Source organism: Arthrobacter sp. K4-10C, from assembly GCF_059090085.1.
The window spans coordinates 265,453-286,095 of record NZ_JBNHFI010000002.1; the positions used below are offsets into that span (position 1 = coordinate 265,453).

The following is a 20,643-nucleotide window of genomic DNA, read 5'->3' on the forward strand; positions in this document are numbered from 1 at the left end:
GCATCGGGACCGGTACCTGACACCGGCCCCGGCAGGATAACCTTTTTTCAGAGTCATCAACGGGAAGGCACCATGGAAGCCGTCAACACTTTAATCGAGCCAGAGAAAAGCAGGCGCCGGGTCCTCCTGAAGCTTTCCGGCGAGGTCTTCGGCGGCGGGAAGCTGGGTGTCGACCCCGAAACCGTTCGCGATGTGGCCAAGCAGATCGCCGCAGCCGTTCCCGAGGTTGAGGTAGCCATCGTGGTTGGCGGCGGCAACTTCTTCCGCGGTGCCGAACTGTCCCAGAGCGGCATGGACCGCTCCCGCGCCGACTACATGGGCATGCTGGGAACCGTCATGAACTGCCTGGCACTGCAGGACTTCCTGGAGCAGGCGGGCGTGGAGACCCGCGTCCAGAGCGCTATCACCATGGGGCAGGTGGCGGAGGCCTACATTCCCCGCCGTGCGATCCGGCACATGGAAAAGGGCCGCGTGGTGATCTTCGGCGCCGGGGCGGGCCTGCCCTACTTCTCCACGGACACGGTTGCCGCGCAGCGGGCCCTCGAGGTCCACGCCGACGTCGTGCTGATGGCGAAGAGCGGCGTGGACGCCGTATACACGGCCGACCCCAAGAAGGACCCGGCCGCTGAACGCCTTGAAACCCTCAGCTACGATGACGCGCTCCGCCGCGACATCCGCGTCATGGACCAGACGGCCATGACCATGTGCAAGGACAACAACCTCTCCATGGTGGTCTTCGGCATGGAGGGTGAAGGCAATGTCACCCGCGCCATCCTGGGCGAGAAGCTGGGCACACTGGTCACAGCCTAGCTCCGGCTAGGATGTTTTCAGGAGTTCCGTCCCCGCCCCGGCGGGGGACGGAAGCAGCAACAGAGAACAACGCAGGTGCACGGAGCCGGTGCCCCGGACCGCACCAGAATCTGAGGAGAGACCGTGATCGAAGAAACCTTGCTCGAAGCCGAAGAAAAGATGGACAAGGCAGTAGAGGTAGCCAAGGAGGATTTCGCGGCAGTCCGTACCGGCCGGGCCAATCCGGGCCTGTACAACAAGGTCCTGGTGGACTACTACGGCTCGCCCACGCCGCTCCAGCAGCTGGCATCGTTCGCCATCCCGGACGCCCGGACCATCCTCATTACCCCCTTCGACAAGACCGCCCTCCGGGACATTGAGCGCGCGCTCAGCGACTCGGAAGTTGGTGCGAACCCCTCCAACGACGGCAACGTCATCCGGATCACAATTCCCGAGCTTACGAAGGAACGCCGCAAGGAATACGTCAAGATCGTCAAGACCAAAGGCGAGGACGCCAAGGTTTCCATCCGCAACATCCGCCGCAAGGCCAAGGAAACCCTGGATCGGCTGGTCAAGGACGGCGAAGCCGGCGAGGACGAGGGCACCCGGGCCGAGAAGGAACTGGACGGCCTCACCAAGGCCCACGTTGACGGCATCGATGAGCTGCTGAAGCGCAAGGAAGCAGAGCTGCTCGAAGTCTGATGGGGCAGGCAGATCAGGCCCCCGCACCACGGGCACGCACACGGGGGAAGCAGCCCAGGAGCAATCCGACGCCGAGGGCCGGCCGGAACCTGCCGGCCGCCGTCGTGGTGGGCCTGGCCATGCTCTTTGCAGTGCTGGGCGGACTGCTGTTCCTCCCGCTCGGCTTCGTTGCCGTAACCACCGCCTTCGCAGTCTTCGGCGTCTGGGAAATCTACCGGGCCCTGGAGGCCAACGGAACCAGGATGCCCATCGTGCCGGTTATGACCGGCACGGTGGCCATGCCGTTCGTGGCCTACCTCGGCGGCATGGAAAGCCTGCTGTTCGCCATGCTGCTCAGCTCCGTGGCGGTGCTGCTCTGGCGCTCCATTGAAAGTGCGGCAGGCTCGGCCAACAGCATCTTTGCAGGCGTCTTCACGTTGGGCTGGGTCCCGTTCTTCATCAGTTTCGCCGCACTGCCGCTGCATGCCAGCGGCGGTGCATCCCCGCTGGGGCTGTGGCCCGGCGGGACCATCCCCGAAGGTGCCTGGCAGGTGGCCGTGATGCTCCTGCTGGTGGTCTCCAACGACACCTTCGGCTACCTGGTGGGAGCGTCCCTGGGGAAACATCCCATGGCGCCCAAAATCAGCCCCAAGAAATCCTGGGAGGGATTCGCCGGTTCCGTCGCGGGTGCCGTGCTCATCGGCATCCTCGCCTGCCTCTTCATCCTGGACAAGCCATGGTGGGTAGGGGTGGTGCTGGCGGTCGGCACGGTGGCCGCCTCCACCGCCGGCGACCTCGCCGAATCCATGGTGAAGCGCGAACTGGGCGTCAAGGATATGAGCAGCATCCTGCCCGGGCATGGAGGAGTCATGGACAGGCTCGACTCCATCGTGTTTGCCTCCCCGGTTGTTTTCGTCCTCTACGGGCTGGTCGCCGGAGCCTGACACAAACCCTCGCCGGGCCCGGCACCAATAAACTGGTGCCACAGCGCTACGGCTGAACAGCATTGAAGGAATCACAGTGGCATTGGACATTCATCGGCACATCCCCGGGTCCTTTGAGCGCGTGCAGCGCAGCGAATACGGCTACAACGCCAAGCAGGTGGACCAGTTCCTGCAGCGCGCACGCATTTCCCTGGAAACGCCCGAAGCGGCAGCCGAGCCGGTCAGCAGTGCCGACGTCCGCGCTGTCTCCTTCGACCCGGTCAAGGGCGGCTACGCCGCATCCGTGGTGGATGCCGCCCTGGACCGGCTTGAGGACGCCTTCGCCCGCAGGGAACGCGATGAACTGATCGCAGCACGGGGTGAGGAAGCCTGGCTGCGGGAAATCGGGAACCTCAGCGGCATCCTCCGCGGCCGGCTGCACCGCCCGGACGGCGAGCGTTTCCGCCGGCCGGCCAAAAAGAAGGCGCGCAGCTACAACACCGCTGACGTGGACCGGCTGTGCCGTGAGCTCGTGGCTTACCTCGAGCAGGACAAGCCCCTGAGCGTGGACAGCGTCCGCAGGGCCGTGTTCCGCCCTGCCGTGGGCCGGGAAGGCTACGAGGAAGCCCAGGTGGACGCATTCCTGGACAGGGTTGTCGAGCTTATGGCCGCGATCGACTAATCGGCCGGCCAGGCAGGTTAATTTTCGCCAGGTGTGGTCGGGGACAACGGTGCGTGCCGCTCCCACACGCCCCGGTAGCCGCGGTATCCGAAGTAGGCCGAAGCCGCCAGGAACGTCAGCCCGCCCACCGCTCCAACAATCACTGCCGCCGTCGTTCCCGCCCCTGAAAGCGTCAGCAGCAGACTCGCAAGGATGGCGATGAGTGCGGCATTGGCGGCCGTCATGAAGAGCATGCTGCTGCCGGCCAGATGGCTGAGGGAGCTCCTGTTTCCGAAGAAGAAATAGGTCCGGGAGGATCCCGCCTCGTCGTCATGGTAAGCCGCCATCAGATAGGGAGCCAACCCCGGGTCCAGATCGACGTAGGCGGCCCGCAGCCTGTTCATGGCGGTGACGTACATCAGGTCCTCCTGCGCCACGTTCAGGACCCGCACCTGGGTGAGCAGCCCCATGGCCACATCGATGCACAGGACAATCACGGCCACCATGACGAACGCGTCCGAAAACCTGGTGGCCTGACCCACTAACGCCATGCTCACCACACTCGCTGACGTGAACGTCAGGAACATGCTGATCCGGGTGAGCACCTCGCTCTGCGTGGTGCTGCGGGATGCCAGCAGGCCCCAGTGCTCGGTGGCGAGCAGTTGGGCCCGCACGGCCGGAGGAACCGGCTCCTGCCGGCCCAACGGACTTCCGCCGTCGGTGGACATGGCGTCATTGTCCACCCAATCACCGTTCAGTGGCCAGCGGCCGCTCCGGGGTATGGAGACGGGTCATGACCCGGGCCATGGTTTTCGGCACCCGGCCGGCGGTGGCGCGGGAAACCAGCACCATGACCGCGAAGGCCGTGGGCACGCTCCACGCCGCCGGCTGCGCGAGCCATGCCGGTGTGTTCGCAGCGCCCGCCACCGCGCCGGTGATCATTGCCCCGCCACACAGGAGCCCGCCGGTCACCATGCCGGCGACGGCCCCAACGTCCGTCAGGCCCCGCCACCAGATGCCCAGGAGCAGGACCGGGCAGACGGTGGAGGCCGTGAAGGCGAACACCAGGCCCACGCTGCCGGCCAGGGCAAAGGAATCGGTCATCAGGGCAAACCCCAGCGGCACGACGGCGGACAGCAGCGCCGCGACGCGGAAGCCGCCAACGCCGGCGCCGAGGACGTCCTGGCTGATGACGCCGGCCAGGGAAACCACCAGGCCCGAGGTGGTGGACAGGAACGCCGCGAACGCCCCTGCCACCACCAGCGCGGAGAGCAACTCCCCGGCTGTCCCGCCCACGAGTTCGCCCGGGAGCAGGAGCACCATGGCATCGGCCTGTCCCGCGCGTGCAAGGCCCGGGGCAAACATTCGCGCCACCAGGCCATAGGCGGTCGGGAACAGGTAAAAGACCGAGAGCAGCCCCAGGACGATGAGGGTGGTACGCCGTGCCGACTGCCCGTCCGGATTGGTGTAGAAGCGGACCAGGACGTGCGGCAGCCCCAGCGTGCCGAAGAGCAGCGCCACCAGCAAGGACACGTTCTGGTACAGCCCGGCAGGCGGCGCGCCGGTGGGATTGACGGCGGGCGGTGAGAGCTCCGGGGTCCCGTTGCCTGCCAGCATGAACACGATGAACACGACCGGCACCGCCAGGGCAGTCAGTTTGAGCCAGTACTGGAAGGCCTGCACGAACGTGATGGAGCGCATGCCGCCGGCAACCACCGTGAGGCAAACGACGATCACCACCGCCACGGACCCAACCCAGGACGGCAGGCCGGTGGTGATCCGGATGGTCAGCGCGGCGCCGTGGAGTTGGGGCACGATGTAGAGCCATCCCACGAGGACCACCACCAGGCTGGTGACCTTGCGGACCTGCCTGGAGTCCAGCCGGGCCTCGGTGAAGTCAGGAATTGTGTAAGCGCCGGAACGCCGCAGCGGCGCGGCGACGAACAACAGCAGCATCAGGTACCCGGCCGTATATCCCACCGGGAACCACAGCGCATCGGTTCCGGACAGGAGGATGAGGCCCGCCACTCCCAGGAAGCTCGCGGCGGACAGGTACTCACCACCGATGGCGGAAGCGTTCCACCAGGGGCGGACGGTCCGGGATGCCACGTAGAAGTCACCGGTGGTGCGGGAGATCCGCAGGCCATAAAAGCCGATGACGGCGGTGGCCACGGAAACCAGGGCCAGGGCGGCAATGGCAACACCGGGACTCACGGAGCAGTCACCGGTCCCTGCTCACTGGTCACCGGCCAGGTCGCGGTAGCGGGCCTCGTTGCGGGCAGCCGTCCGGATATACAGCCATGCACTCAGCCCCATTACCGGATAGATCCCGGCACCCAGCAGGAGCCAGCCGAACGGGATTCCCGCCAGCCGGGTCCCGGCAAGGCCCGGAACTGTCGCCAGCAGCAGCGGAAACGCGCCAAGGATCAGCAGGAAGCCGCCGGCCACCACCAGGGCCAGCCGCAGCTGGGACCTGATCAGTGACCGGACGAAGACCTGGCCCACATCCGATTCCAGCGCCGCTTCCCGTGTCTCCCGGGCAGCCCGGGGTGCTGTGGCGGGAGCGGTCACGCGCACCCTGGTCATGAGGTTGGCCTGATCCGGGTGGCCTCGAGCTTCTCCCGCACGGAGGGCAGGTGGCGCCTGCTGATGGGAAGGCTGGCACCTGCCACCGTGACGCAGGGACCGTCGGCGGCCAGCTTCATGGAGGTGACATGCTTGAGCGCCACCAGGTAGGAACGGTGCGTGCGGATGAAGCCGGCATCCGCCCACTGCTGTTCGAGATCGGCCAACGGCACCCTGATCAGGTAGCTGGCGTCGGCTGTGTGGAGCCGGGCGTAGTCTCCCTGTGCCTGCACGTAAGTGACGTCGTCGCGCCTGATCATCCTGGTGGTGCCGCCCTGGTCCACCGTGATCATCTCCGGCGAGCTGTCGCCGTCGCGCAGCTCCGTGATGCGGCCCACCGAACGGGCCAGGCGCTCGGCGCGGACGGGCTTGAGGAGGTAGTCGACGGCGGCCAGTTCGAAGGCCGCCAGGGCGTGTTCCTCGTCTGCTGTGACAAACACAACGGCGGGCGGATGGCTGCTCGCGGAGATGGCGCGGGCGATGTCCAGGCCGGATACGGCCGGCATGTGGATGTCGAGGAAGACCGCATCCACGGAACCGGTGGATAGGGCCCGGAGGGCTTCGGTGCCGGACGTGGCGCGGAGGATTTTGCCGATGCGGCCGTCCCTGCCCAGCAGGAATGCGAGTTCTTCCACGGCGGGCAGCTCATCATCAACGACGAGGACGTTAATCATGCTCCTAGGTTAGCTTTCCGGCAGCGGGACCCGGGTCAGGCGTCATGCCCCGGCTGGGACTTGGGGACCCGCATGGTGATCAGGGTGCCTTCGCCCGGAGCCGTTTCGATCACCAGGCCGTGGTCGTTGCCGTAGACCTGGCGGAGCCGGGCGTCCACGTTCCGCAGCCCCACATGCTCCCCGTCAGTATGGCCCGCGAGCATTGACGTGAGTTGTTCCGGGTCCATGCCCACGCCGTCGTCCTCGATGGTCACCTCGGCAAAAGCGCCGGCGTCGTCCGCGGTGATGCTTACATGGCCCGGCCCTTCCTTGGCCTCCAGCCCGTGCCGGACGGCGTTCTCCACCAGCGGCTGCAGGCTGAGGAACGGAATCACCGTGCTGAGCACCTCTGGTGCGACCCGCAGGCTGACCTGCACCCGCTCGCCAAACCGGGCCCGCTCCAGCAGCAGGTAGCGGTCTATGCAGCGCAGTTCCTCGGCGAGCGTGGTGAAGTCCCCGTGCCGGCGGAAGGAATACCGGGTGAAATCCGCGAACTCCACCACCAGCTCCCGCGCCCTCTGGGGGTCCGTGTTGATGAAGGAGGCAATGGCGTTGAGTGAGTTGTAGATGAAATGCGGGCTGATCTGGGCGCGCAGGGCACGTACCTCGGCCTCCATCAGCAGGGTCCGGGACGCCTCCAGCTCCGCCAGCTCCACCTGCGCGGCCACCCAGTCCGCCACCTCTCCGGTAGCGCGCACCAGGCCGGCTCCGGCGGCCGGCGCGAAGGCCGCGACGGCCCCCACCACCCTTGAGGCCGCCCGGACGGGCGCGATCACGGCTGCCAGGTTGCCGCCCGTGCCGTCCGTGCCGGCCGCCAGCACCGCTGTGCGGCCGCCTGCCAGGACAGGTGCGGCTAGTTCCATCACGCGGGGTTTGAGCTCTTCACCGGATCCGTCCCAGGCCAGGACGCCCGAGGTGTCCGTAATGGCCAGCGCGTCGGAACCAAGCAGGGTGCGCAGCTGGCGGCTGGCTTTCGCCGCGCCGGCCGGATTCAGGCCGCGCCGGAGGTGCTGGCCCGCCTGGGACGCTGCGTGGAGGGTGTGGTAGGTGGCCCGCTCGGCATCCGTGCCCAGGTCACGGAAGGAGCGGAGCACCTTGAGTCCCACGCCGACGACGACGGCGATGGCCATGGCGATCACGGCCACGGCCGCGGCGGTCAGGAGGGGGGAGTCCGGCATGGTGCCCAGCGTAGCGGTGGGTGCCGCTTGCCGCAGCATCCCGACCGTTGAGCGACCACGGGTGCGCTGCTACTGGAATGTGACGGCGGACGCACAGCACAGTGAGTGGAGTCACACCCGTGGTGTCCCTGTACAGGGCAGGCCGGCCGGTGTGTCCCGGCAAGTCTCAAGGAGGAGGAAAGATGGGTAACGATGCCCATACTCCGGACGCTGCGGCGTCCGTGGACTTTGAACAGGTCCAGTCGACCGGGCAGTTCCAGGAACTGCGCAAGCGTCACCGCAGCTTTGTCTTCCCCATGGCAGTGGCCTTCCTGCTGTGGTACTTCGCCTACGTCCTGCTCGCCGATTATGCCGTGGGATTCATGTCCACGAAGGTGTGGGGCAACATCAACATCGGGCTGATCCTCGGCCTGCTGCAGTTCGTTTCCACGTTCGCCATCACCAGCTGGTACGTCAGCTACTCCAACAAGCGCCTCGACCCCATTGCCGCTGAGATCCGGGACGAGATCGAAGGGCACGAATTCGACAAGCAGGGCAACCGGGTGGGAGGAGCCAACAAATGATCACCATTGCCGCCGCGGTGGACGTCGCCGCCCTCAAGGACACCACGCTGCTCAACATGGGCGTCTTCGGCCTCTTCGTAGCCGTCACCATGGTGATTGTGTTCCGCGCCAGCCGGAACAACAAGACCGCCGCCGACTACTACGCCGCCGGGCGTTCCTTCACCGGCTCCCAGAACGGAACGGCCATCGCGGGGGACTACCTCTCCGCAGCGTCCTTCCTGGGCATCACGGGCGCCATCGCCATCAACGGGTACGACGGCTTCATGTACTCCATCGGCTTCCTCGTGGCCTGGCTGGTGGCGCTGCTCCTGGTGGCGGAACTGCTCCGCAACACGGGCAAGTTCACCATGGCGGATGTCCTGTCATTCCGGCTCAAGCAGCGGCCCGTCCGGATCGCCGCCGCCATCTCCACCCTTGCCGTCTGCTTCTTCTACCTCCTCGCGCAGATGGCAGGCGCAGGCAGCCTCATCTCGCTGCTGCTGGGCATCAGCGACTGGGGCGGACAGGCGCTGGTGATCATCGTCGTCGGCGGCCTCATGATCATGTACGTCCTGATCGGCGGCATGAAGGGCACCACCTGGGTCCAGATCATCAAAGCCATCCTGCTGATCGCCGGTGCAGCCGTCATGACGCTCTGGGTCCTGGCCATCTACGGCTTCAACCTCTCAAGCCTGCTGGGCGCCGCAGTGGAAACCGCCAACAACCCGGCAGTCCTGAACCCGGGCCTGCAGTACGGCAAGACCGAAACCTCCAAGCTGGACTTCATGTCCCTGGGCCTGGCCCTGGTACTGGGAACGGCGGCTCTGCCTCACGTCCTCATGCGCTTCTACACCGTCCCCACGGCCAAGGAAGCCCGCAAATCCGTGGTGTGGGCCATCTGGCTGATCGGCCTCTTCTACCTGTTCACCCTGGTGCTCGGCTATGGTGCGGCCGCCCTGGTGGGCCCCGAAACCATTCGGACCGCCCCGGGCGGAGTCAACGCAGCTGCACCGCTGCTGGCCTTCTACCTCGGCGGGCCGCTGCTGCTGGGCTTCATCTCGGCCGTGGCGTTCGCAACCATTCTTGCCGTGGTTGCAGGCCTGACCATCACCGCCGCCGCTTCCTTCGCCCATGACATCTACGCAAGCGTCATTTCCAAGGGCAAGGCGGACGCCGACACCGAGGTTAAGGTCGCCCGGCGGACCGTCGTGGTCATCGGCGTCCTCGCCATCCTGGGCGGCATCCTCGCCAACGGGCAGAACGTGGCGTTCCTGGTGGCCCTGGCGTTCGCTGTTGCGGCGTCGGCCAACCTGCCCACCATCATCTACTCGCTGTTCTGGCGGAAGTTCACCACGCAGGGTGCGATCTGGAGCATGTACGGCGGCCTCGGCGCGGCCATCGTGCTGATCATCTTCTCCCCGGTGGTTTCGGGCGGGGCGACATCCATGATCAAGGACGTCAACTTCGCATTCTTCCCGCTGAGCAACCCCGGCATCGTCTCCATCCCGCTGGCCTTCCTCCTGGGCTGGCTCGGAACGGTGCTGGATAAGAAGCGCGAGGACAGCACCAAACAGGCGGAAATGGAAGTGCGCTCCCTTACCGGGGTTGGTGCCGAAAAGGCGGTCAACCACTGACCGGCGGAAGAGCCGCCTGATTCCTGACAACGAAAGAGCCTCCGTGCCGAAATCTAACGGCACGGAGGCTCTTTCAGCGCTGAAAGGATCAGCAACTTCCTAATGCGGCTCTTCGTTACGCCGCAGGCCTCAGCTTGATATTGGTCATCTTCAGCTCGTCAGTGCCCTCGAACCGGTACGCCAGGTCCACGTTCTTGCCCTCGCACGTAATGAGGCCGGCAATGTCGGCCGACTTGACGCCGTTTTCCGTGGCTACCTGGAGATCGTTGTAGGCCGGCTCGCAGGTCTCGTCCATGCCCAGGCTTTCGACGCCGGCAATGAAGGACTCCTTGGACAGCTGCTCCTGTAGTGCGGGGTCCAGGTAGTCATCGTAGGCTTTGGAGCTGTCGCCGGCGATCACCAGTTTGGTGAAGCCGTCCGCAAGGCCCTTAGCCTGGTTGGTGGCGCTGCCCGCCACGTTGACCAGGATGACGATGCCGAGGACCACGAGCAGCAGGACGCCGCCGATGGCGGTCAGGATGATCCACAGCCTGGGGCGCTTCCTCGCCGGCGGCTGCCCGCCGGGAAGACCGAACGGGCTGCCCGCCGGGTACTGGCCCGGCTGTTGGGGAAGCTGCTGCTGCCCGGGGCCGGGATGGCCCGGCTGATATGGTTCCTGGGGACTGCTCAAGGTGGAGCCTTTCCAAAAGTGGTGCTGGGCACCGCCTGGTTGCGGGGGCCTTGTTCCGGCTCCCGGCGGATGTCTGGGACCAGCCTATAACCCGGGCGCCCGCGCCTTGCTGCCGGGCCGGCCTCCCGCCGTCGTATCCGCCGCTCACTTGTGGCGGCAAGTCCACGGATCCGCGCTTACCTTGATCCGCGCTCCAGCAGGGGCTGTACGCGGAACGGAATGAGCTCGCCCATCGCCAGCGCGGTGTCAGCCCGCTCCACGCCGTTGCATGCCAGGATCTTGCCGTTGATCCGGAAGAGGTCTTCGGCGTCCACTGCCACCACCCGCAGCAACAGGTCGGCGGACCCGGTGAGGCCGTAGCCCTCCAGGATCTCCGGTATCTCCGCCAGCTGGCCGGCAAGCTGCGTGAGCTTCTGCTGCTGCACGTGCACCGAAATGAACGCCATGAGGGGATACCCCAGGGACGCGGGATTGATTCGGCGTTCGAAGGACAGGAAGACGTGCTTCTTCTCAAGTTGGGCCATCCGCGCCTGCACCGTGTTCCGGGAGAGGCCGAGCTGCTGGGCGAGTGCCACAACCGTTTTCCGCGGATCCTCTGCGAGGGCGGACAGCAGCCGGGTGTCGGTGCCATCCAAAGCTTGCATAATGCGCAAACCTAGCACGGTCAGGGAACCCCGCACAGAGCATTATGCTCAACGACTGGCGCGGCGGTTGTACCCTGTGAGCATTGTGAGTAGGGTCACAAATATCCGGGCAACGGCGCCCGGGAGGCGCGCAGGCGGGAGCCACAAGTTCCCAGGCTGCGGGTCAACGACGTGAGAAGGTTGCGGGCTATCGTGTCTACAGACGAAACGGGCCAGGGCGGCGCACACGCCTCCAACAACGCCCAGGGTACCTCCGGACCGGCACATGGGCTGGTCCAGCTGATCACCCCTGCGGGGGAGCGGGTCAGCCATCCCGAATTCGATTTCTGGGTCCGGGACATCACGGATGAACAGCTCTGCTCGCTGTTCGAGGACATGAGTGTCGTCCGGCGCATCGACCTTGAGGCCACCGCCTTGCAACGGCAGGGTGAGCTGGCGCTGTGGCCGCCGCTGCTCGGCCAGGAGGCTGCGCAGATCGGATCCGGCCGGTCCCTGCGCACTGACGACTTTGTGTTTTCCAGCTACCGGGAGAACGGGGTGGCCTACTGCCGGGGCGTGGGCCTTACGGACCTGGTCCGGGTGTGGCGCGGCAACGCATCCTCCGGCTGGGACCCCTACGCCGTCAACATGGCCACACCCCAGATCATCATTGGCGCCCAGACGCTGCACGCCACCGGCTACGCCATGGGCATCCAGAACGATGGCGCCGATTCCGTGGCCGTTACCTATTTTGGCGACGGCGCCACCAGCGAGGGTGACGTCAACGAGGCCATGGTCTTCGCCGCCAGCTTCCAGGTTCCCGTGGTGTTCTTCTGCACGAACAACCACTGGGCCATCTCGGAGCCCGTCCGGCTCCAGTCGCACATCCAGCTTGCGGACCGGGCCGCCGGCTTTGGAATCCCCAGCATGCGCGTGGACGGCAACGACGTCCTGGCGGTGATGGCCGCAACACGGGTCGGCCTGGACCGGGCGCGGCGGGGAGGCGGTCCCACCTTCATCGAAGCCGTCAGTTACCGGATGGGTCCACACACCACGGCCGATGACCCCACCCGCTACCGCGACCCCAACGAGCTCGAGGACTGGGCCGCCAAGGACCCGATTAGCCGCGTGGCGGCGCTCCTGGACCGGAAGGGGCTGCTGACCGAAGACCTGCAACAGCAGGTCAAGGACAAGGCCGACGCCGTCGCCCGCGAGATGCGCGATGGCTGCACCGGCATGCCGGACCCGCAGCCGCTGGACGTTTTCAAGCACGTCTACAGCATGCCGAACTCCTGGCTGGACCGGCAGCAGGACCACTACGCCCGTTACCTGGCCTCCTTCGGTGATCCCGCCGGGGCCACTCTTGAAGAAGGTGCACGCTGATGACCCAGATGACCTTTGCCCGCGCCATCAACGCCGGCCTGCGGAAGTCCCTCGAAAACGATCCGAAGGTGGTCCTCCTCGGCGAGGATATCGGCACCCTCGGCGGTGTGTTCCGTGTGACGGACGAGCTGCAGAAAGATTTCGGTAAGCACCGGGTGGTGGATACGCCCCTGGCCGAATCCGCCATCGTGGGGACCGCCGTCGGCCTCGCCTACCGGGGCTACCGTCCCGTGGTGGAAATCCAGTTCGACGGGTTCGTCTACCCGGCCTTCGACCAGATCGTCAGCCAGGTGGCCAAGCTCCATTACCGCACGCGCGGAGCTGTGAAGATGCCCATCACCATCCGTGTTCCGTACGGCGGAGGCATTGGCTCGCCGGAGCACCACTCCGAATCCCCGGAAGCCTACTTCACGCACACCGCCGGGCTTCGGGTGGTTACCGTGGCCAACCCGCAGGACGCCTACACCGTCATCCAGCAGGCCGTCTCCTGTGATGATCCGGTCCTCTACTTCGAACCCAAACGGCGCTACCACGACAAAGCCGACGTGGATGAGTCCGCCGGCCCGGGCACTTCCCTTCCCATGGACCAGGCACGGGTCCTCACGGAGGGCACCGATGTCACCTTGGTCGCCTACGGACCACTCGTCAAGACTGCTCTGGATGCCGCAACGGCTGCCGCGGACGAGGGCATTTCCATCCAGGTGATCGATCTGCGCTCGCTGGCGCCGGTGGACTACGAGACTGTGGTTGCCTCCGTCCGGCGGACGGGGCGGCTGGTGGTTACGCACGAGGCGGGCCAGTCGGGCGGGCTGGGCGCCGAAGTGGCGGCCAGCATTACCGAGCGCTGTTTCTACCACCTGGAGGCAGCGCCGGTCCGGGTCACCGGTTTCGACATCCCCTACCCCTACTCGAAGCTGGAGATGCACCACCTTCCAGGCCTGGACCGTATCCTCGACGGCGTGGACCGTGCGCTGGGCCGCCCCAACTCACTCAGCGGGCTGGAAGGATGAACCGCACCATGATCAAGGAATTCCGGCTCCCGGACCTGGGCGAGGGGCTCACCGAGTCAGAAATCCTCAGCTGGAAGGTCGGAGTGGGCGACACTGTGAGCCTTAACCAGGTGATCGCCGAAGTGGAAACCGCCAAAGCGGTGGTGGAGCTGCCGTCGCCGTTCGCGGGGGTCATCAAGGAGCTGCACGAACAGCCGGGCACCATCGTGGAGGTAGGAAAACCCATCGTGTCGTTCGAAGTGGCGGACGACGCCGGGACACCACCTTCCGCGGCCGGGGGCACTGCTGCCGGGGTGCGGGAGGCGGAGGGGGAGGCGCCCAAGAGGCAACCGAACCTCGTCGGGTACGGCGCCGTCGTCGAAAGTTCCGCCCGCCCCGCCCGGCGGGCCCGCAACTTTCCCCTCGCCGGCTCGGCCGGAGCAAGGTCACCGATGGTTGAGCCCGTCCAAACCAGTCCTGCCGCGCCGGAAGCCGCGGTGGCTGAACCGGGGCCCGAACACCAGGGCGACCGGCCCCGTTCCACGCCCCCGGTGCGCAAGCTGGCCAAGGACCTCGGGGTGGACCTGGCAAGGGTTGCCGGAACCGGCCCCAACGGCCTCATCACCCGTGAGGACGTCCACGCTTTCCTGGGCGGCGAACCGGCAGGGGCTCCGGATGCCACCCGGCCGCTCCCGGGCGCTTCCGGGCAGCAGAAGGAGCGGGAGACCCGGACGCCCATCAAGGGCGTGCGGAAGTTCACGGCGGCGGCGATGGTGGAGAGCGCCTTCACTGCGCCCCACGTCACCGAGTTCCTCACCGTGGACGTCACACCCGCCATGGAACTGCTGGCGAGGCTCAAAGGCAGCAGCGCGTTCTCGGACGTAAAGCTCACGCCCCTGACCCTGGCCGCAAAGGCCGTGCTGATCGCGCTGCGGCGCAACCCCAGCCTGAACTCACGCTGGGACGAGGCCGGCCATGAGATTGTCACCTTCAACTACGTGAACCTGGGCATCGCCGCAGCCACCCCGCGCGGGCTTACGGTGCCCAACATCAAGGACGCCGATGCACTGTCCCTGCACCAGCTGGCCGAAGCCCTGGCCGCCCTCACTGAGACTGCCCGCGCCGGAAAAACACCTCCGGCTGACCTGTCCGGTGGCACCATCTCCATCACGAATATAGGTGTCTTCGGCATCGATGCGGGGACTCCCATCCTGAACCCGGGGGAAGCGGCCATCCTCGCCATCGGGGCGGTACGGACCATGCCGTGGGAGTACCGGGGCGAGGTAGCCCTGCGGCAGGTCATGACACTCAGCCTTTCCTTCGACCACCGCCTGGTGGACGGAGAACAGGGGTCCAGGTTCCTTGCTGATGTGGGCGCGATCCTGGCAGAACCCGGCATGGTTCTGACGATGGTTTAGCGGGAAGCCGCCCGCACGTCCGCTACAGTCACCCCTGGGGTGCCGGGGGACTGCTGACGGTAAGGGCGGCCAGCGCCATCCCCTCAAGCAGCGGACGGGCAGCCGCAGCCGATATCCTCCGGCCGTGGCTGCGCACCGAATGGGGGGTGGAATTGATAAGGCCGAACGTAGCGTGTGCCCGCATCCGGAGCTCGGCTGCATCCACATTCGGGTGGACCCCGGCGAGGACGTCTACCCACACCTCCACATAGCTGCGCTGAAGGGTGCGCACCGCGGCCTGGTCCTGCTCGGAGAGGTTGCTGAAATCCCGGTCCTGCACCCGGATGACGTCCGGTTTGCCCAGGGCGAAGTCCACCTGGAACGCCACCAGCCGCTGCAGGGCGGCCAGGGGATCGGGGCTGGCCTCCACCACCTGGCGGCCACCGTCCAGCAGATCCTGGCTGACCGTCAGCAGCAGGTCGGCCAGGACCGCCTGCTTGCCCGGGAAATGACGGTACACGGCCGGGCCGCTGACTCCTGCCGCCGCCCCGAGGTCTTCCAGCGACACCTTGTTGAACCCGTCCACCGCGAACAGCGCGGCGGCGGCGCTGAGCAGCGCCTGGCGGCGGTTCTCCTTCGCCTTGCTGCGCTGTGTTGATGGGCTGGGCTGCGTCTCATTGGGGCGCTGTGTTGATCGCTGCGTCTCATTGCTGCGTTCGCTGGTCTGCGTGGCACCGGTGCTGGGCACTTTTTCCTCCTCGGACCCGCAGATTCTAGCAAGGCGGCCCCCGTGTTGGACATCACAGTTAAGAGGGACTAACCTGAATTTCAGTTATTGGGCACTAACCGAGTTGGTTCATTCCGGCTTGGTCGACACAGGAACGGACCCGTCAATGGAGACCCTTGTCAGCAGGCTCGACCCGGCCAGCGAGGCGTTCAGTGCCAACAGCCAGGCCCAGAAGGAGTTGGCGGAGGACCTCCGGAAAAGACTGGCCGACGCAGCCCTGGGCGGTCCACAAAAGGCCCGGGAACGCCACGTGGACAGGGGCAAGCTGCTGCCCCGGGACCGCATCGACCAGTTGCTGGACGACGGCAGCCCCCTCCTCGAGATTGCCCCGCTGGCAGCCAACGGGATGTACAACGACGAAGCCCCGGGGGCGGGCGTCATCGCCGGTATCGGGCTGGTGCACGGCCGCCACGTGCTGGTGGTCTCCAACGACGCCACCGTCAAGGGCGGCACGTACTACCCGATGACCGTCAAAAAGCACCTTCGTGCCCAGGAGATCGCCTTTGAAAACAGGCTCCCATGCATCTACCTCGTGGATTCCGGCGGAGCGTTCCTGCCCAAACAGGACGAGGTCTTTCCGGACAGGGACCACTTCGGCCGGATCTTCTACAACCAGGCGCGCCTTTCAGCGGCGAAGATTCCCCAGATCGCGGCGGTCATGGGTTCCTGCACCGCGGGGGGCGCCTACGTCCCGGCCATGAGCGACGAGACAGTCATCGTCCGCAACCAGGGGACCATCTTCCTGGGGGGTCCGCCGCTGGTGAAGGCCGCCATTGGCGAGATTGTCACCGCCGAGGAGCTGGGCGGTGGGGACGTGCACTCGAGAATCTCCGGCGTGACCGACCATCTGGCGGAAAACGATGACCATGCGCTGCAGATAATCCGCGACATCGTGGCTACGCTGCCGCTGCCGGCGCCGCCCGCCTGGCAAGTTGAATCCGCCGTCGAACCTGCCGCCCGGACGGAGGATCTGTACGGGGCCGTGCCCACGGACGTCAACGCCGCCTACGACGTGCATGAAGTCATCGCCAGGCTGGTCGACGGCAGCACATTCCATGAGTTCAAGAAGGACTACGGCACCACGCTGGTCACCGGTTTCGCCCGGCTGCACGGGCATCCCGTGGGAATCGTGGCCAATAACGGTGTGCTGTTCAGCGAGTCCTCCCTCAAAGGCGCGCACTTCATCGAACTCTGTGACCAGCGCGGAATCCCGCTGATTTTCCTCCAGAACATCTCTGGCTTCATGGTGGGCCGGGACGCGGAGCAGGGCGGCATAGCCAAGAACGGGGCCAAGATGGTCACTGCCGTGGCCACGGCCAGGGTCCCCAAGCTGACGGTGGTGATCGGCGGCTCCTTCGGGGCGGGCAACTACTCCATGTGCGGCCGGGCCTACTCCCCGAGGTTTCTTTGGATGTGGCCCGCGGCCCGGATTTCCGTGATGGGCGGCAACCAGGCCGCCAGCGTGCTGGCTACCGTCAAACGGGACCAGTACGAAGCGGCGGGGGAGGAATGGCCGGAACGGGACGAGGAGGAGTTCAAGGCCCCCATCCGCCGGCAGTACGAGGACCAAGGGAGTCCCTACTACTCCACCGCCCGCCTGTGGGATGACGGCGTGATCGACCCCGCAGACACCCGCACCGTCCTGGGACTGGCGCTCGACGTCGTGTCCCGCACCGCGCTGCCGGACACTTCCTTCGGCCTCTTCCGGATGTGAGCCTGCCATGACCGCACCAACTGACGTCTCAACACCGGCCATGCCCGTGGGCGGGGCCCCGCTGTTCGGTACCGTGCTGGTAGCCAACCGTGGCGAAATCGCCTGCCGGGTGATCCGGACGCTGCGTGCCCTCGGCATCCGTTCGGTCGCCGTGTACAGCGATGCCGACGCCGGCGCACGGCACGTGCGCGAAGCCGACACTTCGGTGCGCATCGGCCCGGCCCCTGCCGCCGAAAGCTACCTCAACATCGAGGCCGTGCTCGCTGCCTGCCGGAAAACAGGCGCCGAGGCGGTGCACCCGGGCTACGGCTTCCTCAGCGAGAACGCCGACTTTGCCCGGGCCCTGGAAGATGCGGGGATCACCTTCATCGGCCCCGGCGTGGAAGCACTCAATGTGATGGGTGACAAGATCCGCTCCAAGAACCACGTGGCCGGATATGGCGTCCCCGTGGTTCCCGGTGTGGCCCGCCCCGGAATGACGGACGCCGAACTGGCCGAGGCCGCGGCCGGCGTCGGATTCCCGCTCCTGATCAAGCCCTCCGCCGGTGGCGGCGGGAAGGGGATGCACGCGGTGGACAAGGCAGAGGACCTTTCGGCTGTCCTGGCCACGGCCCGGCGGGTGGCGGCAAGCGCCTTTGGCGACGACACGTTGTTCCTGGAACGCCTGGTGACCAGCCCGCGCCACATCGAGGTGCAGGTGCTGGCAGACAGCCACGGCAACGTCATCCACCTGGGCGAGCGGGAGTGTTCCCTGCAGCGGCGGCACCAGAAGGTCATCGAGGAAGCGCCGTCACCCCTGCTGGAGAGCCTCACCAACGGTGCCGCCATCCGGACACGGATTGGCGAGGCAGCCTGCAACGCCGCCCGCAGCGTGAACTACACCGGCGCCGGAACCGTGGAGTTCCTGGTCTCCGACGACGAGCCGGACCAGTTCTACTTCATGGAAATGAACACCCGCCTCCAGGTGGAGCACCCCGTCACGGAGATGGTGACTGGCCTGGACCTCGTGGAATGGCAGGTGCGCATCGCAGCAGGGGAGGTCCTGGCCGTCCGGCAGGCCGACGTCGAACTGACCGGCCATGCGGTGGAAGCCCGCGTCTACGCCGAAGTGCCGGAAAAGAACTTCCTGCCCTCGACCGGCAGGGTATACCTGCTGGACGAACTGCCGGCCGGTACGCCCGGCAACGTCCGCGTCGATTCTTCATTGGTCGAAGGGCTAGAGCTGTCCTCGAACTACGACCCCCTGATGTCCAAGGTCATCGCATGGGGCGGGGACCGGGCCGCCGCGCTGGACACTCTGGACGGCGCGCTCGCCGGCTACACCGCACTGGGCCTGCACACCAACGTCGAGTACCTCCGGCTGCTGATCAACGACCCGGATGTCCGGGCGGGACGCCTGGATACCGGCCTGATTGAGCGGAGGATGCCGGACCTTGCCTTCCGGCGGGCGGGTGAGCCCGAACTGGTGGCGGCGGCGCTGTATGCCTTGGCCGGCAGGGAGCAGCGGCTTCCTGCGGCGGGGCCCTGGCAGGTGCGCAACGGCTGGCGGCTTGGTTCCCCGGCGCCCCGGCGGGTCAGCCTTGGGACTCCCGAGGGCGGCATGGCTGACGTGGAGGTTACCGGTGGCGTCGGCTCCGGCCCGGCGACAGTGACGGTCGACGGCGGTGCCCGCCGCACAGCGTCCTTGCGCTTTGGGGGGCGGGGCCGCGTGGAGCTGGCTCTGGACGGCGACGTCCACCGCTACGCGCTGGCGGAGGACGGCAACCTGCGGCTCTTCCTCGGCAACGAGGGATGGTCCTGCCGGCTGGACGTCCTGACACGCGAGGCCCGGCTCGAGCGGATCCTCGCGGCGGTACAGCGGGATGAGGGGTCCGCTGACCCGGCGGTGCGTTCTCCGATGCCCGGCACCGTGGTGTCGGTCCCGGTCAACGACGGCGACGCCGTGGACGCGGGCCAGGTCCTGGTCTCGGTGGAGGCCATGAAGATGGAACACCAGCTGCTCGCCCCGCTGGGCGGAACGGTGCACCTCAGCGTTCGTCCCGGTGAACTGGTGAGGGCGGACCAGGTCCTCGCCACCGTCCACCCGGCAGCCGCAGAACCTCCCTACGACAATCCCACAACAGGCGAAGGAGCCTAACAAATGCCAGGCGTTGAACTCACCGAGGAGTACCAGGACCTCAGCGATACCGTGCGGGACTTTGCGGACAATGTAGTGGCCCCGGTATCGGCAAAGCACGACGAGGAGCACAGCTTCCCGTATGAGGTGGTGAAGCAGATGGCTGAGATGGGACTGTTCGGCCTGCCCTTCCCCGAAGAGTTCGGCGGCATGGGCGGGGACTACTTCGCCCTCGCCCTGGCGCTGGAGCAGCTGGGACGGGTGGACCAGTCCGTGGCCATCACGCTGGAGGCAGGTGTCTCCTTGGGCGCCATGCCCGTGTACCGTTTCGGCACCGAAGAGCAGAAACAGGAATGGCTGCCCATGCTGGCGTCCGGCCAGGCGCTCGCCGGCTTCGGCCTCACCGAACCCGAGGCAGGATCCGACGCCGGCGGCACCAAGACCACGGCCCGGCGGGACGCCGGGAACTGGTTGATCAACGGCAACAAGGAGTTCATCACCAACTCCGGGACCGACATCACCCGCCTGGTGACGGTCACGGCCGTCACAGGCCAGAAGGAACGCCCCGACGGGACTGTGCAGAAGGAGATCTCCACCATCCTGGTGCCCACCGACACCCCCGGCTTCAAGGCGGAAAAGCCGTACAACAAGGTGGGCTGGAACGCCTCCGATACGCACCCGCTCACCCTTAAGGACGTCAGGGTCCCCGAAGCGAACCTGCTGGGAATCGAAGGCCGGGGATACGCGAACTTCCTCTCCATCCTCGACGAGGGGCGCATTGCCATCGCGGCGCTGGCCACCGGTGCGGCGCAGGGCTGTGCGGACCTTTCAGTCAGGTATGCGAAGGAGCGCAGGGCCTTCGGAAACGAGATCGGCAAGTACCAGGCCATCTCGTTCAAGATCGCACGCATGGAGGCCCGGGCCCACACCGCCCGCCTCGCCTACTACGATGCGGCTGCCCGCATGCTCGCCGGCAAGCCGTTCAAGACGCAGGCGGCCATCGCTAAGATGGTCGCAGGCGAGGCGGCCATGGACAACGCGCGGGATGCCACCCAGGTATTCGGCGGCTATGGCTTCATCAACGAGTTCACCGTGGCACGCCACTACCGCGACTCCAAGATCCTTGAAGTGGGGGAGGGCACCACGGAGGTCCAGCTGATGCTGATCGCCCGCGAACTGGGTCTGTAGTAAACGGATGTAGCCGGCCTGAGAGGATCA

The 20,643-nt window shown here is 66.5% G+C and carries 20 protein-coding genes; 12 read left to right on the top strand and 8 right to left on the bottom strand.

Features of this window, described 5'->3' with window-relative positions; genetic code table 11:
• Nucleotides 1-72 precede the first annotated feature (72 nt).
• The 4 genes from pyrH to AC5RUU_RS03890 all read left to right on the top strand — a co-directional run bounded on the left by pyrH (nucleotide 73) and on the right by AC5RUU_RS03890 (nucleotide 3,075).
• Nucleotides 73-810 (top strand): UMP kinase, encoded by a 738-nt coding sequence (pyrH, locus tag AC5RUU_RS03875; RefSeq protein WP_493973893.1) that lies wholly within the window; start codon nucleotides 73-75, stop codon nucleotides 808-810.
• Between the two features lie 123 nt (nucleotides 811-933).
• Nucleotides 934-1,491: a ribosome recycling factor gene (gene frr, locus AC5RUU_RS03880; protein ID WP_493973894.1), complete on the top strand. Its 558-nt coding sequence runs from the start codon at nucleotides 934-936 to the stop codon at nucleotides 1,489-1,491.
• Nucleotides 1,491-2,414 (top strand): phosphatidate cytidylyltransferase, encoded by a 924-nt coding sequence (locus AC5RUU_RS03885; RefSeq protein ID WP_493973895.1) that lies wholly within the window; start codon nucleotides 1,491-1,493, stop codon nucleotides 2,412-2,414. The genes frr and AC5RUU_RS03885 overlap by 1 nt, the downstream gene beginning before the upstream one ends.
• A gap of 76 nt (nucleotides 2,415-2,490) precedes the next feature.
• Nucleotides 2,491-3,075 carry a DivIVA domain-containing protein gene (locus AC5RUU_RS03890; protein WP_493973896.1) on the top strand — a complete coding sequence of 195 codons (585 nt, stop codon included), beginning with the start codon at nucleotides 2,491-2,493 and terminating at the stop codon, nucleotides 3,073-3,075.
• 17 nt (nucleotides 3,076-3,092) lie between these two features.
• Here the strand turns inward: AC5RUU_RS03890 and AC5RUU_RS03895 are convergent, their stop codons facing one another.
• Genes AC5RUU_RS03895 through AC5RUU_RS03915 form a run of 5 tightly spaced genes read right to left on the bottom strand, consistent with a single transcriptional unit; the run spans nucleotide 3,093 to nucleotide 7,570 of the window.
• Complete coding sequence (locus tag AC5RUU_RS03895) at nucleotides 3,093-3,782, bottom strand: hypothetical protein (protein WP_493974020.1); 690 nt, start codon at nucleotides 3,780-3,782, stop codon at nucleotides 3,093-3,095.
• 19 nt (nucleotides 3,783-3,801) lie between these two features.
• Complete coding sequence (locus tag AC5RUU_RS03900) at nucleotides 3,802-5,268, bottom strand: sodium/solute symporter (RefSeq protein WP_493973897.1); 1,467 nt, start codon at nucleotides 5,266-5,268, stop codon at nucleotides 3,802-3,804.
• Between the two features lie 21 nt (nucleotides 5,269-5,289).
• The gene (locus tag AC5RUU_RS03905; RefSeq protein WP_493973898.1) at nucleotides 5,290-5,640 is read right to left on the bottom strand and encodes a DUF485 domain-containing protein; all 351 of its coding nucleotides are present in this window, start codon (nucleotides 5,638-5,640) and stop codon (nucleotides 5,290-5,292) included.
• Complete coding sequence (locus AC5RUU_RS03910) at nucleotides 5,637-6,353, bottom strand: LytR/AlgR family response regulator transcription factor (RefSeq protein WP_493973899.1); 717 nt, start codon at nucleotides 6,351-6,353, stop codon at nucleotides 5,637-5,639. Before AC5RUU_RS03910 ends, AC5RUU_RS03905 begins: the two co-directional genes overlap by 4 nt.
• A 35-nt stretch (nucleotides 6,354-6,388) precedes the next feature.
• Complete coding sequence (locus tag AC5RUU_RS03915; RefSeq protein WP_493973900.1) at nucleotides 6,389-7,570, bottom strand: sensor histidine kinase; 1,182 nt, start codon at nucleotides 7,568-7,570, stop codon at nucleotides 6,389-6,391.
• A 182-nt stretch (nucleotides 7,571-7,752) separates the two neighbouring features.
• On the opposite strand from AC5RUU_RS03915, the gene AC5RUU_RS03920 reads away from it, so the two are divergent.
• Together AC5RUU_RS03920 and AC5RUU_RS03925 are read left to right on the top strand one after the other, a co-directional pair.
• Entirely contained in the window at nucleotides 7,753-8,133 is a 381-nt protein-coding gene (locus AC5RUU_RS03920) for a DUF485 domain-containing protein (protein ID WP_493973901.1), read from the top strand.
• Nucleotides 8,130-9,746 carry a monocarboxylic acid transporter gene (locus tag AC5RUU_RS03925; RefSeq protein WP_493973902.1) on the top strand — a complete coding sequence of 539 codons (1,617 nt, stop codon included), beginning with the start codon at nucleotides 8,130-8,132 and terminating at the stop codon, nucleotides 9,744-9,746. Before AC5RUU_RS03920 ends, AC5RUU_RS03925 begins: the two co-directional genes overlap by 4 nt.
• A 115-nt stretch (nucleotides 9,747-9,861) precedes the next feature.
• Here AC5RUU_RS03925 and AC5RUU_RS03930 read toward each other — a convergent pair whose 3' ends face one another.
• Nucleotides 9,862-10,416, bottom strand: a complete 555-nt coding sequence (locus AC5RUU_RS03930; protein WP_493973903.1) for a hypothetical protein — start codon at nucleotides 10,414-10,416, stop codon at nucleotides 9,862-9,864.
• Between the two features lie 176 nt (nucleotides 10,417-10,592).
• Nucleotides 10,593-11,060: an Lrp/AsnC family transcriptional regulator gene (locus tag AC5RUU_RS03935; protein ID WP_493973904.1), complete on the bottom strand. Its 468-nt coding sequence runs from the start codon at nucleotides 11,058-11,060 to the stop codon at nucleotides 10,593-10,595.
• Between the two features lie 192 nt (nucleotides 11,061-11,252).
• Between AC5RUU_RS03935 and pdhA the strand changes: the two genes are divergently transcribed.
• Genes pdhA through AC5RUU_RS03950 form a run of 3 tightly spaced genes read left to right on the top strand, consistent with a single transcriptional unit; the run spans nucleotide 11,253 to nucleotide 14,829 of the window.
• The gene (pdhA, locus tag AC5RUU_RS03940) at nucleotides 11,253-12,422 is read left to right on the top strand and encodes a pyruvate dehydrogenase (acetyl-transferring) E1 component subunit alpha (protein ID WP_493973905.1); all 1,170 of its coding nucleotides are present in this window, start codon (nucleotides 11,253-11,255) and stop codon (nucleotides 12,420-12,422) included.
• On the top strand, nucleotides 12,422-13,432 hold the full coding sequence (locus AC5RUU_RS03945) for an alpha-ketoacid dehydrogenase subunit beta (RefSeq protein ID WP_493973906.1): 1,011 nt from the start codon (nucleotides 12,422-12,424) through the stop codon (nucleotides 13,430-13,432). The genes pdhA and AC5RUU_RS03945 overlap by 1 nt, the downstream gene beginning before the upstream one ends.
• Nucleotides 13,433-13,440: 8 nt before the next feature.
• Nucleotides 13,441-14,829, top strand: coding sequence for a dihydrolipoamide acetyltransferase family protein (locus AC5RUU_RS03950; protein ID WP_493973907.1), 1,389 nt, complete (start codon nucleotides 13,441-13,443; stop codon nucleotides 14,827-14,829).
• 28 nt (nucleotides 14,830-14,857) lie between these two features.
• Here AC5RUU_RS03950 and AC5RUU_RS03955 read toward each other — a convergent pair whose 3' ends face one another.
• Entirely contained in the window at nucleotides 14,858-15,556 is a 699-nt protein-coding gene (locus tag AC5RUU_RS03955; RefSeq protein WP_493973908.1) for an SACE_7040 family transcriptional regulator, read from the bottom strand.
• A gap of 145 nt (nucleotides 15,557-15,701) precedes the next feature.
• Between AC5RUU_RS03955 and AC5RUU_RS03960 the strand changes: the two genes are divergently transcribed.
• From AC5RUU_RS03960 to AC5RUU_RS03970, 3 genes are read left to right on the top strand one after another with little or no spacing between them, the layout of a single operon-like run.
• Nucleotides 15,702-17,309, top strand: a complete 1,608-nt coding sequence (locus tag AC5RUU_RS03960; protein WP_493973909.1) for a carboxyl transferase domain-containing protein — start codon at nucleotides 15,702-15,704, stop codon at nucleotides 17,307-17,309.
• A gap of 7 nt (nucleotides 17,310-17,316) precedes the next feature.
• A complete protein-coding gene (locus tag AC5RUU_RS03965) occupies nucleotides 17,317-19,446 on the top strand; it encodes an acetyl/propionyl/methylcrotonyl-CoA carboxylase subunit alpha (RefSeq protein WP_493973910.1) in 2,130 nt (709 codons plus the stop codon).
• A 3-nt stretch (nucleotides 19,447-19,449) separates the two neighbouring features.
• Nucleotides 19,450-20,613, top strand: a complete 1,164-nt coding sequence (locus AC5RUU_RS03970) for an acyl-CoA dehydrogenase family protein (protein WP_493973911.1) — start codon at nucleotides 19,450-19,452, stop codon at nucleotides 20,611-20,613.
• Nucleotides 20,614-20,643: the final 30 nt, after the last annotated feature.